We start from the raw sequence: 11,358 nt of genomic DNA on the forward strand, positions 1-11,358 counted from the left end.
CCGCGCCATGACACACGGAACCGCGATCATCGGCGCCGGACAGGCCGGTCACACCACGGCCGTGCACCTGCGCGCCGCGGGCTATGACGCGCCGATCACCCTGATCGGCGCCGAAGCCACCGTCCCCTACCAGCGCCCACCCCTGTCCAAGCGCTACCTGCTGCGAGAGATCGGGCAGGAGCACCTCAGGCTGGGCGCACCCGCCGGCCGCGCGAAAACCGAGGTCGACCTGCGCACCGGCGAGCGGGTGGCCCGGATCGACGTCGCCCGGCAGGTCGTGGTCCGGGCGGACGGCAGCACTCTTCGCTACGACAACCTGGTCCTGGCGACCGGTGCGCGGGCCCGACGACTGCCCGACTCGCTGGTCGACGGGCTTCAGGGCGTGCACGTGCTGCGCACACTCGCCGACGCCGACGCCCTGTCCGGGGCACTCGACGAGGCGACGTCGGTCCTCGTCCTCGGTGGCGGTTTCATCGGTCTCGAGTTCGCCTCGGTGGCGGCCCGCCTCGGACGTCGCGTCACCGTGGTCGAGCGTGACCGGCTGCTCCAGCGGGTCGTCAGCGAGCAGGCCGCCGACCATCTCCGCTCGGAGCACCTGCGCAACGGGGTCGAGATCCTGGAGGGCCGCGAACTGCGGTCACTGGACGGTGAGAACGGCCGCGTGGTCGCCGGTGTGCTCACCGACGGGACGCGGATCGACGCCGATCTCGTCCTGGCGGGGATCGGCGCCGAACCGGAAGCCGAACTCGCCGCTCAGGCCGGCATCGCGGTCGACAACGGCATCACCGTCGACGAACTCGGCCGGACCAGCGCCCCCTCGGTCTACGCGGTGGGTGACTGCGCCAACTTCGCCTGGCAGGGCGGCAGGCTCCGCCTGGAGTCGGTCCAGAACGCGGAGCACATGGCGAAGGCGGCAGCGGCGCACATCGCGGGTCGCACGGCGCCCCCGCGGCCGGCGCCCTGGTTCTGGTCGGACCAGTACGACGTCCGACTGCAGATCGTCGGCCTGACCGGCGACGGCGACCACGTCGTCAGGAGAACCGCGGAGGACGGTGCGGGCTTCTCGCTGTGGCACTACCGCGGGGACGACCTGAGGGCCGTCGAGGCACTGAACGACCCCGGCGCCTTCCTGACGGCCAGGAGGCTGCTGGACCGCGGCATCAGTCCCGCGCGTCACCACCTGGCGGACGAGAGCGTCGGCATCCGGGCCATTGCCGCACAAGCACTGGGGAGGGCAACCTCATGATCGAATCATTCGATCCGCCGTTGGCGGACTCCAACTCCAGCGTCAGTACGCTGCGCGTGCCGTTGGCGGCACCGGTCCATCTGGACAAGGAGTGGTTCCACCACCTGCCGGGCCCCGCCTTCGGGCAGTTGAAGCTCGGCGCGTTCGACCACGACCTCACGGTGCAGGGCGTCTCGGAGCCCATCGGCACCCGGGTCATCGTGCACGGAACGGTCACCGACAGCGGCGGCATCCCGGTCAAGAACGCCCTGGTCGAGATCTGGCAGGCCAACGCCGCCGGTGGCTATCGCGACTCCATGGACGTGTCGGGCTTCCCGCTCGACGCCAACTTCTACGGAGCGGGCCGCTGCCTGACCGACAGCCGGGGCGCCTACCGCTTCGTGACGATCCGTCCGGGCCCGTACCCGGCGATGTTCAAGGACGGCGCGCGTGCTTGGCGGGCGTCCCACATCCACTTCTCCGTCCTGGGCGCCGGGGCCGCCGGCCGGCTCGTCACCCAGATGTACTTCGAGGGCGACCCGCTGATCCGCATGGACCGCATGATCAACGCCGTCCCGGACCGACGGGGACAGGAACGCCTGATCGCCAGGCTCGACGAGGAGAACTCCATCGCTCAGTCGTTCGGTCCCCAGCGCACGCTGGCCACCGTCGACGGCAGCGGCGCGGTCGTCCCCCCACCGGAGCGGACCGACCCCGGCGCCCTGCTGACCAGGAACCCCTCGGCGCTGGCGTACCGGTTCGACATCGTGCTCCGCGGCTCGGCCGCGACCCCGTTCGAGTGAGGGATGGTCATGATTCTCACCCCCGCGCAGACCTGCGGCCCCCTGTTCGGCTTCGCCATGACCCCGCCCGGCATCACCCGGACCGTCGCCGAGGACGATCCGAGTGCCGTCGTGATCGAGGGCACGGTCCTGGACGGTCAAGGGGACCATGTCGACTACGGCGCGTTCCTCGAGTTCTGGAGCCGGGAGCAGGCATGCCGGGTCCGCACCCTCGAGGGCCGCTTCCGGGCCGTCGTGCGGAAACCGGAGCCGGTGACGCTGCCCGACGGCAACCGGTTGGCGCCGCACCTGAGCATCTTCCTCTTCACGCGCGGCCTGGCAGGACCGCTGGCGACGAAGGTGTACTTCCCCGACGAGGAGCAGGCCAACGGGTCCGACGCGATCCTGCGGCAGGTCCCCGAGGCCAGGCGGCCCCTCCTGATCGCACAACTCACCGACGTCGAGCGGCACCTGCGGTACGACATCAGGCTGCAGGGCGAGCGCGAGTCCGTCTTCTTCTCCATCGACTAGAGCACGAACGAGGCTGAACCGTGGAAGCGAACCTCCTTGTCGAGCGCCAGGGCCATGTGCTGGTGCTCACCCTCAACCGTCCCCGCAAGCTCAACGCCATGGACAGCGCGCTCTACGAGCGGCTGATCGAGGAGCTCCGGGGAGCCGACCAGGACGACGAGATCCGTGCGGTGGTCGTGCGCGGGGCGGGGACGTCCTTCTGCACGGGCGCCGACACCGGTGAGTTCGCCGAACTCACGCCCGACAACACCGAACGCGTCGAGTACCGCGCCGGACTCACCTACGGTCTGCACAAGACCATTCCCGAGATCTCCAAGCCGGTGATCGCCGCCATCCACGGCTACGCCGTCGGCGGCGGTTGCGGGCTGGCCCTGGCCTGCGACATCACCATCGCGTCGGCCGACGTGCGCATGGGCTACCCCGAGATCAAGCACGGTCTCGTCGCAGCGGTGGTGATGGCCAACCTGACCAAGCAGCTCGGCCGCAAGGCGGGGTTCGAGCTGGTGGCCAGTGGGCGCCTGGTCGGCGCCGAGGAAGCCGAGCGGATGGGCATGGTCACGCGGGTCGTCCCGCAGGGCGAGGAGTTCGCCGAGGCGATGAGGACCGCCGAGGCCCTGGCGGGGCAGGTGCCCATGTCGCTCCAGGCCACCAAGCGCCTGTTCCACGCGGTCGCGGATCTCCCACTGGCCGAGGGCCTCGTGCGGGGCCGTGAGGCGAACGAGGAGATGCGTGAGTACCGTGCCGAGGCGCTCAAGGAGTTCGGCGCCTCCGTCAAGGCCGCGAAGGCCGGCTGAGGATGCCGATGACCGATCAGTCGAGCACCGGGCCCTCGGAGCCCCGCGCACACATCGTCGAGGACACGCTCCGGGTGAGCGACCTCGACTTCCAACGCCACATGGGCAACACCGCGTTCACCGAGATCCTCGCCAATGCGCGCTACGCGTTCATGAACGAGCAGGTGAGGCCGGCGGTGGGGTTCGAACCGATCATCGCGCTGGTCCGGCTGGAGGTGGATTTCAAGGGGCAGGTCCACCACCCCGCGACGATCACCACCGAGACCCGCCTCGACCGCGTCGGCCGCAGTTCGCTGGCACTGGCGCAGCGCATGCTGGTGGGCACGCGGCTGGTCGCGACGTCCCGATCCGTCTTCGTGCTGACCGACCGTTCCAGCGGTGAGGCCACGCCCTGGCCGCAGGAGATCCGCGCGCTGGCCACAACCCCCGAACTTGAAGCGAGCCACCCGTGAGCGGCGGCGCGGTGGACTCCGCCGCCTTCCGGCAGGCCCTCGGGCATCACCCCACGGGGGTGGCCCTGATAGCCAGTACCGACGCGGACGGGGAACCCGTCGGGATGATCGTGGGCACGTTCACCTCGGTTTCCCTCGATCCGCCCCTCGTCGGCTTCCTGCCCACGCGGGACTCCGCGAGCTTCGCCGCGATCAGGAAGTCGGGGCGCTTCACCGTCAACATCCTCGCCCACGACCAGGAAGACACCTGCAGGGCGTTGTCCCGACCCGCGGACAGGAGGTTCGAGGGACTGGCGTGGTCGCCTTCCGGGAACGGGTCGCCGGTCCTCCCGGACGTGGTGTGCAGCATCGACTGCAGCCTCGAGGCCTGCACCCCGGCAGGAGACCACTACTTCGTGACCGGCTCGGTCGAGAGCCTGGAGATCCATCGTCCGGTCGCCCCGCTGTTGTTCTTCCAGGGGGGGTTCGGAGGCTTCGTCCCGGGGTCCTTCGTCGCGCCGAGCGATGCGATCGTGGCCGAGAGCGTGCAGACCGTGCAGCACATCCGCGACGGCATGCGACGCCTCGCGCACGCGGCCGACGGGGAGGTGACCGTGTACGCCAAGGTCGCCGACCACGCGGTGGCCGTGGCGACGGTCGCCGGCCCGGACGTGCCGACGTCCACGCTCCTCGGTTCGAAGTGGCCGCTCACGCCTCCCTTCGGCGAGGTGTTCCTGATCGGCGCTCCCGAAGCGGAGGTCGAGCAGTGGATGAACAGGGCGAGGTCCGCGGGCGAGGAGCTGCTGCGCACGTCCCGGGAACGTCTGGACCATGCGCGCAAGCACGGCTGGGCCGGCTCCTACGCCGGGGACGCACGGGACACGCTGCTCTTTCCCGCGTTGACCGAGTACGGCGTGGAGGGGGTCACGCCGGCGAGGCAGCGTGAGATCCAGGCGATGTTCCGGGCCGCGGGGGAGGACCTCCGGCCGGTGGACCTCGAACCGGAGGGGCAGTACCGGGGCGCAAGTCTGGTGGCGCCCATCCGTGACAGGCACGGGCGGTGCGAACTCATGCTCCGGCTGTGCGGGATCCCGCCGGTCTCCGGATCCCGGATCGAGGTCCTGGCCGACGAACTGTGCCGCCTCGCCCGGGAAGCCGAGAAGTCCGTCGGCGGTTCACCCGACCCGCGGATCCTGGTTCCCTCCCCGTGACCCCGCACGTGACGGGGGCTCACCCGGTGCGGGTGAGCCCCCCTGTGCGTCCGGTGCGGATCAGGCCTAGGCCTTGCTGAAGCCGTAGCCCAGGAGCTTCTTGGCGTCCGTCTCGCGCTGGGCGGACGAGGTGGAGGCGAGGACCGTGCCGATGACGGTCTTGCCGTTCCGCGTCGCGGCGAAGACCAGGCAGTACTTGGCCACCGCACCCGAGCCGGTCTTCACGCCGATGGTGCCGCTGTAGCTGCTGAGCAGACCGTTGGTGTTGGTCCACGGCGCCATCGTGCGGGTGCTGCCCGTCTTCGTGGTGGTCTTCGCCGTGTACTTCTTCGTCTTGACGATCGCGCGGAAGTTGGCGTTCTTCATCGCACTGCTCGCGATCTTCGTCAGATCGCGCGGCGTGGAGTAGTTGTTGCCCTTGCCGATGCCGTCGAACGAGTCGAAGTGGGTGTTCTTCAGGCCCAGGTTCTTCGCGTCGGCGTTCATCTTGCCGATGAAGGACTTCACGCGTGCGGCCCGCGTCGAGCCGGTACCGAACTTGTCCGCCAGGGCGTACGCGGCGTCGCAGCCGGACGGCAGCATCAGCCCGTACAGCAGCTGGCGCACGGTGACCTTGTCGCCGACGATCAGCCGCGCGGACGACGCGTTGTTCGCCACGATGTAGTCGCTGTACGCCATCTGGATCGTGACCTTGGCGTCGAGGTTCAGGTTCTTCTGCGCGAGCACGACCTTCGCGGTCATGATCTTCGTCGTGGAACCGGTCGAGAGGCGGGTGTCGGCGGCCTTGGTGTAGAGGGACTTGCCGGTCCCGTTGTTCATCACGTAGCCGCCCTTGGCGGCGATCGTGGGCGCGGCGGCGGCCTGCGCGGGCGCCGCGTGGAGGGCTCCGGAGGCCAGCACGGCGCCCGTGGCCACGACGACGCCGACGGCTCTGCGAAGACGGATGCCCTGAATGACGGTATTCAAGTGAGGTACCCCGATTGCGTTGAATGCCCTAGTGGTACGGCCGAGTTGAGGCGCGGCCGACAGGGGCCGCACGTTTCTGACGCATACCTGGCGCGGATGGTTGTGCGCGAGGGCCTGTCCGGCACGATCCGCCGGACAGGCTCTGGGGCGGTGGGGCTTCGGGGTCCGCATCGTGGACGGATGTCTCCATGGGTACGTGTTGTATCTATCCTGTCGGCATGAGCCTGGCCCCCGTGAAGCAACCCCCTGCCGCCGACCGCGTCTACACCCATGTCAAACAGGGCGTCCTCGACCGCCGTTACGAGGGCGGCACGCTCCTGACCGAGGGTGAGCTGGCCGAGGCCGTCGGGGTCTCGCGCACACCGGTGCGTGAGGCGCTGCTGCGGCTGGAGGCCGAAGGGCTGATCCGGCTCTACCCGAAGAAGGGCGCCCTCGTCCTGCCCGTCTCCGCGCAGGAGATCGCCGACGTCGTCGAGACCCGGCTGCTCGTCGAGGAACACGCGGTGCGCAAGGCCGTGCCCGCGCCCCCCGGGCTCATCGAGCGCCTGGAGGGACTGCTCGCCCGGCAGCGGGAACAGGCCGCCGCCGGTGACTTCGCCGCCGCGTCCGTCACCGACCGCTGCTTCCACGCGGAGATCGTCCGCAGCGGCGGCAACGAGATCCTCTCCCGCCTCTACGACCAGCTCCGCGACCGCCAACTGCGCATGGGCGTCGCCGTCATGCAGTCGCACCCCGACCGCGTCGCCAAGACCCTCGCCGAGCACCAGGAGATCCTCGACGCGCTGCGCTCGGGGGACCCGGAGGCGGCCGCCGGCGTGGTCAACCGGCACGTCGGCTGGTTCTCCCACCTGGCCCGGGGGGAAGTGCGATGACCCGCGCGAACGGAGGTGCCCCGAGCACCCGCCCGCCCGGGGACCCCCCGGGCGGACGACGCGCCCTCGCGGTGTGGGGGGTGGGTGTGGCGGTCTACTTCGTCGCGGTCATCTTCCGTACGTCCCTGGGCGTGGCCGGTCTCGACGCGGCCGACCGCTTCGACGTCAACGCCTCCGCCCTGTCCACCTTCTCCATCCTCCAGCTGCTGGTCTACGCGGGCATGCAGATACCCGTCGGCCTGCTGGTCGACCGGCTCGGCACCAAGAAGGTGCTGGGCATCGGTGCCGTGCTGTTCACGGTCGGGCAACTCGGGTTCGCGCTCTCCCCGACGTACGGCATGGCGCTCGCCTCCCGCGCCCTGCTCGGCTGCGGGGACGCCATGACGTTCATCAGCGTGCTGCGGCTGGGCAGCCGGTGGTTCCCGGCCCGGCGCGGTCCGCTGGTCGCGCAGTTCGCCGCGCTGGCCGGGATGGCGGGCAATCTCGTCTCCACGCTGGTCCTGGCCCGGCTGCTGCACGGCATCGGCTGGACGGCCGCCTTCGCGGGCAGTGCGCTCGCCGGGGTCGTGGTGCTCGTCCTGCTCGTGCTGTTCCTCAAGGACCACCCCGAGGGCCACAAACCGGAGCCCGCCCCGCACAAGGGCGCCGCCTCTGTGCGCCGTCAGATCGCGGCCTCCTGGCGGGAACCGGGGACCCGGCTCGGGATGTGGGTGCACTTCTCCACCCAGTTCCCGGGGATGGTGTTCCTGCTGCTGTGGGGCATGCCGTTCCTCGTCGAGGCACAGGGGCTGTCCCGGGCCACGGCCGGTGAACTCCTCACCCTCGTGGTGCTGTCCAACATGGTCCTCGGGGTCGTCTACGGCCAGGTCATCGCCCGGAACCACGGTGCGCGGCTGCCGCTGGTGCTCATCACCGTGGGCGCGACGGCGCTGCTGTGGGCGGCCGCGCTGTTCCACCCCGCCGAGACGGCGCCGATGTGGCTGCTGGTGGTGCTGTGCACGGGGCTGGGTGCCTGCGGTCCGGCCTCGATGATCGGCTTCGACTTCTCCCGCCCGGTGAATCCGTCGGAGCGGCAGGGGACCGCGGCAGGCATCACCAACATGGGCGGTTTCACCGCCTCGATCACGACCCTGCTGGCCGTCGGCGTCCTGCTGGACGCCACCGGCGACGACTACGCCGTCGCCTTCTCCGCCGTCTTCGTCCTCCAGGCCCTCGGGGTCACCCAGATCCTGCGGCTGCGCGGGCAGGCGGCGCGCAGGGAACGGGAGCGGCTCGTCGCCGCCCGGGTGGAGAACGTGCACGTGCCGGCGTGAGGCCGCGTGCGGCGGCGGGCCCGGCGCGCCGGGCCCGGGGAACGGCTCCCGGGTCCGGCGCGCCGGGCCCGCGCGGGCCTTACGGCGTCACCGCGAAGTGCCGCAGGATCGCCGCCGCCAGGTCCGGGTCGCCCTCCGTCTTCACCCGGTCCGACACCGCCTCCGGCGTCACCCGGCCGCAGGCCATGCGGACGTACGTCTCCCAGTCGAGGGTGAGGGTGACGGCGGGGCCGAGCGCCGGGGCGGTCTCCAGCGTGCCGCGGCCCTGGATGTCGACGCGGATGGTGCGCAGGAACTCCACGGGGCCGTGGACGTCGATGACCACGGCCGAGCTGCGCGGTGCCTGCGCCAGCTCGGCCACCACCCGGGGCAGCTCGGCGAGCAGCTCGTCGCGGGCGACGTGCGCGCCGGGGGAGTCGAGGTTGCCGGGGCGGCCGAGGGCCGCGCGCAGGTCCTGCTCGTGCACCCACACGTCGCACGCGTGCCGGCGCATGGACTCCTCCAGCGTGAGTTCCGTGCCGAACGGGCCGCGCACCTTCGCAGCCGGGTCTCGCGACTCGTTCCGCAGCTGGCGGTTGCGGCGGATGATCATGTACCCCAGCTCGGAGGTCATCTCCGGCGCCGTGTGGTGGCGGCGCACGTCGACCTGCATCTCCGTGTAGCGCTGCTGGTCGTTGGTGACGTGGAACAGGTCGCGCGGCAGCGTGTGGATGGGGCGGGGGTCGCCCAGCATCTCGGAGTCCAGTCCGATGACGTGGGAGACCACGTCACGGACCGACCACCCCGGGCACGGCGTCCGTCGGTTCCAGTCGGCCTCCGCGAGCGGCCGCACCAGCTCGGATATCGCCTCGATGGAGTGGTCCCAGGCGTCGGCGTAGGGCTGGAGGGTGGGATGCAGGCTCACGGAACGGGACCCCTCGGCGGTCGGTACACGGGCAGGTGGCGGCGGCGGTGCCAGTGGGTGGTGGCTGCACTCGGCGGCGTCTCGGGACTCCCCAGGTTCTCGGCTTCGCTCGAACCGGGAGGGCCCCAAGTTACGCTGTTGTGAGGCACCCCGGCAGTGCTTTCGTGTGACGATCGTAGGCCGTGCCGACAAGTCGAATGCCAGGACGGTGGTATCGTGCGCGCTTCTTTGCTCCAAGTCGCCGTGAACGGGGACGAATCGGTCGAATCGCGTCGACGTCGGGTCGCCGATCTGGTACGGGAACAGGCCGGAGCCGATCTCGTCGTCCTGCCGGAGTTGTGGACGACGGGCGCGTTCGCCTACGAGGACTTCGGGCGCGCGGCGGAACCCCTCGACGGACCGACCCACCAGGCGATGGCCGAGGCCGCGCGGGACGCCGGCGTGTGGCTGCACGCGGGCTCCGTCCCGGAGCGCGGCGCCCCGGACAGCGGCTCCGACGCGGACGACGGGCCGCTCTACAACACCTCGCTCGTCTTCTCCCCCTCCGGTGAGCTGGCCGCCGTCTACCGCAAGATCCACCGCTTCGGCTTCGACAAGGGCGAGGCCGTGCTGATGAGCGCGGGCGACGCACTGGTGACGGTGCCGCTGCCGCACACCACGCTCGGTGTGGCGACCTGCTACGACCTCCGTTTCCCCGAACTCTTCCGCTCGCTCGTCGACGCCGGTGCCGAGACGCTCGTCGTCCCGGCGGGCTGGCCGGACCGCCGCCGGTCCCACTGGACGCTGCTGGCCCGGGCGCGGGCCGTGGAGAACCAGGCGTTCGTCCTCGCCTGCGGAACGGCCGGGACGCACGCCGGGGTCCTGCAGGCGGGTCACTCGGTCGTGGTCGACCCGTGGGGCGAGGTCCTCGCGGAGGCCGGTCCCGACGAACAGGTCCTCACGGTCGACTTCGACCCGGCGAAGGTCGCGAAGACCCGCGAGCAGTTCCCGGCCCTGAAGGACCGGGTGCTCGGCCTGGCCCGCCCGCGCGCCTGACCGCCCGCGCGTCTTCCCGCGCGCAGCCGGTGCGGCCCGCCCCGGCTGCCGCTACCCGTGCCGGACCGGGCAGAAGGGGTGCCCGGCGGGGTCGGCGTACACCCGCCGGCCGCGGCCGGCGGACCCCGGGTCCAGGACGGTCGCGCCGAGCGCCGTCACCCGTTCCTCCGCGCGGTCCGGGCCCGGCACCCCGAAGTCCGGGTGGGACTGCTGCGGCACCGAGGGATCCGGCCGGGTCGGCGGCCGGTGGTCCGGGACCCGTCGGAAGGCGGGGACCGGCCCGGTGGGAGTGTGCGGGGCCGCCCGGTCGTCACCGGACGCCCACCGCCGGCCGCGCTGGTCCACCTCGCCCCCGGGCAGCTCCCGGCAGGAGGCCGCGGGAGCCGCCGGGCGGGGGCGGTCCAGCACCACGCACCGCAGTTCGGCGATCACATCGCCCCTCCTGGGGGCGCGGGGCACTACTCCCCCCGTTCCTTCTCCGCCAGGTGGATCACGCACACCGCCACCGCGATCAGCAGGGCCGGGTCAGCGTCCTCGCGCACGACGTCGACGCCGTAGGTCTCCCGGACGTGCAGCCAACGCCGCGAGACCACGGCGAGCAGTTCGCCGTCGTACTCGACGGCGAACTCACGGTCGAGGATCCTGCCGCTGACGTCCAGCTCGGAGCCGTCGGCCAGGGCGACCCGGTAGTGGTTGCGCAGCAGGGACAGCCGCTTGCGCCGGATCGTCGCCAGCGCCTCACCGTCCCGCTCGATCACCATCGTGTCCCGCAGGGCGAACATCTTCTTGCGGATGTCGATGAGGACGCGGCCCTGGAGGTCCTTCAGCTCGAAGGTGTCCCGCAGCCGCATGGCCTTGCCGTCGACGAGGAAGACCCTGTTGCCCCGGTCGTCCTCGATCCAGTAGTCGTCACCGATCCCGAGGATCCGGTCGCGTACGAGGAATCTCATGACACCAGGGGTGCCCTCTCTCCCGTTCTCCGACGCCGCCGCTGGGCCGATTGCCGGAGCCGGCCGTCGACGTCCCGTCAGGCTCCGTGCCCGTCAGACCCCGTACCCGTCGCTGTAGCCGTCGCGGCCGTGCGGCCGGGTGTCGTCGACGACCGGCGTGGCGGGCGGTACGACGACCCGCCGGCGCCGGGCGATGCTGCTGAAGACCGCCACACCGATCAGTCCGACGACCATGAAGATGACGCCGACCAGGTTCACGTTGACGCCCCGCATGTCCCAGTCGGTCGCGAACGTGAGAATCGCTCCCACGGCGATGAGGATGATGCATCCGCCGAGGCCCATGA

At 71.2% G+C, this 11,358-nt stretch carries 14 protein-coding genes; 9 read left to right on the top strand and 5 right to left on the bottom strand.

What is annotated here, in order from left to right; all coding sequences use genetic code 11:
• Nucleotides 1-7 precede the first annotated feature (7 nt).
• The 6 genes from AB0I73_RS03845 to AB0I73_RS03870 all read left to right on the top strand — a co-directional run bounded on the left by AB0I73_RS03845 (nucleotide 8) and on the right by AB0I73_RS03870 (nucleotide 4,974).
• Nucleotides 8-1,246: an FAD-dependent oxidoreductase gene (locus AB0I73_RS03845; protein ID WP_363033439.1), complete on the top strand. Its 1,239-nt coding sequence runs from the start codon at nucleotides 8-10 to the stop codon at nucleotides 1,244-1,246.
• Nucleotides 1,243-2,028: a protocatechuate 3,4-dioxygenase subunit beta gene (locus tag AB0I73_RS03850; RefSeq protein WP_363033441.1), complete on the top strand. Its 786-nt coding sequence runs from the start codon at nucleotides 1,243-1,245 to the stop codon at nucleotides 2,026-2,028. Before AB0I73_RS03845 ends, AB0I73_RS03850 begins: the two co-directional genes overlap by 4 nt.
• A 9-nt stretch (nucleotides 2,029-2,037) precedes the next feature.
• Nucleotides 2,038-2,538: a hypothetical protein gene (locus AB0I73_RS03855; RefSeq protein WP_363033443.1), complete on the top strand. Its 501-nt coding sequence runs from the start codon at nucleotides 2,038-2,040 to the stop codon at nucleotides 2,536-2,538.
• Between the two features lie 20 nt (nucleotides 2,539-2,558).
• Nucleotides 2,559-3,332, top strand: a complete 774-nt coding sequence (locus tag AB0I73_RS03860) for an enoyl-CoA hydratase/isomerase family protein (protein ID WP_363033445.1) — start codon at nucleotides 2,559-2,561, stop codon at nucleotides 3,330-3,332.
• Nucleotides 3,333-3,406: 74 nt separating this feature from the next.
• A complete protein-coding gene (locus tag AB0I73_RS03865; protein ID WP_363033447.1) occupies nucleotides 3,407-3,784 on the top strand; it encodes a thioesterase family protein in 378 nt (125 codons plus the stop codon).
• Nucleotides 3,781-4,974 carry a flavin reductase family protein gene (locus AB0I73_RS03870; protein WP_363033449.1) on the top strand — a complete coding sequence of 398 codons (1,194 nt, stop codon included), beginning with the start codon at nucleotides 3,781-3,783 and terminating at the stop codon, nucleotides 4,972-4,974. The genes AB0I73_RS03865 and AB0I73_RS03870 overlap by 4 nt, the downstream gene beginning before the upstream one ends.
• A gap of 66 nt (nucleotides 4,975-5,040) precedes the next feature.
• Here AB0I73_RS03870 and AB0I73_RS03875 read toward each other — a convergent pair whose 3' ends face one another.
• Entirely contained in the window at nucleotides 5,041-5,940 is a 900-nt protein-coding gene (locus AB0I73_RS03875; protein WP_363033451.1) for a D-alanyl-D-alanine carboxypeptidase, read from the bottom strand.
• Between the two features lie 218 nt (nucleotides 5,941-6,158).
• On the opposite strand from AB0I73_RS03875, the gene AB0I73_RS03880 reads away from it, so the two are divergent.
• Together AB0I73_RS03880 and AB0I73_RS03885 are read left to right on the top strand one after the other, a co-directional pair.
• Nucleotides 6,159-6,812, top strand: a complete 654-nt coding sequence (locus AB0I73_RS03880; protein WP_202274811.1) for a GntR family transcriptional regulator — start codon at nucleotides 6,159-6,161, stop codon at nucleotides 6,810-6,812.
• Nucleotides 6,809-8,125 carry an MFS transporter gene (locus AB0I73_RS03885; RefSeq protein WP_363033453.1) on the top strand — a complete coding sequence of 439 codons (1,317 nt, stop codon included), beginning with the start codon at nucleotides 6,809-6,811 and terminating at the stop codon, nucleotides 8,123-8,125. The genes AB0I73_RS03880 and AB0I73_RS03885 overlap by 4 nt, the downstream gene beginning before the upstream one ends.
• Before the next feature lie 79 nt (nucleotides 8,126-8,204).
• Here AB0I73_RS03885 and AB0I73_RS03890 read toward each other — a convergent pair whose 3' ends face one another.
• Complete coding sequence (locus tag AB0I73_RS03890; protein WP_363033455.1) at nucleotides 8,205-9,029, bottom strand: maleylpyruvate isomerase family mycothiol-dependent enzyme; 825 nt, start codon at nucleotides 9,027-9,029, stop codon at nucleotides 8,205-8,207.
• Between the two features lie 216 nt (nucleotides 9,030-9,245).
• On the opposite strand from AB0I73_RS03890, the gene AB0I73_RS03895 reads away from it, so the two are divergent.
• Nucleotides 9,246-10,064, top strand: a complete 819-nt coding sequence (locus tag AB0I73_RS03895) for a carbon-nitrogen family hydrolase (RefSeq protein ID WP_363033457.1) — start codon at nucleotides 9,246-9,248, stop codon at nucleotides 10,062-10,064.
• Between the two features lie 51 nt (nucleotides 10,065-10,115).
• Here the strand turns inward: AB0I73_RS03895 and AB0I73_RS03900 are convergent, their stop codons facing one another.
• From AB0I73_RS03900 to AB0I73_RS03910, 3 genes are all read right to left on the bottom strand, one after another.
• Nucleotides 10,116-10,496, bottom strand: coding sequence for a VOC family protein (locus tag AB0I73_RS03900; RefSeq protein ID WP_363033459.1), 381 nt, complete (start codon nucleotides 10,494-10,496; stop codon nucleotides 10,116-10,118).
• 26 nt (nucleotides 10,497-10,522) lie between these two features.
• Nucleotides 10,523-11,014, bottom strand: a complete 492-nt coding sequence (locus tag AB0I73_RS03905; RefSeq protein ID WP_363033461.1) for an LURP-one-related family protein — start codon at nucleotides 11,012-11,014, stop codon at nucleotides 10,523-10,525.
• 93 nt (nucleotides 11,015-11,107) lie between these two features.
• Nucleotides 11,108-11,356, bottom strand: a complete 249-nt coding sequence (locus AB0I73_RS03910; RefSeq protein WP_363033463.1) for a DUF6458 family protein — start codon at nucleotides 11,354-11,356, stop codon at nucleotides 11,108-11,110.
• Between the last annotated feature and the right edge of the window lie 2 nt (nucleotides 11,357-11,358).

This window comes from Streptomyces sp. NPDC050388, assembly GCF_040655635.1.
Classification (GTDB): Bacteria; Actinomycetota; Actinomycetes; order Streptomycetales; family Streptomycetaceae; genus Streptomyces.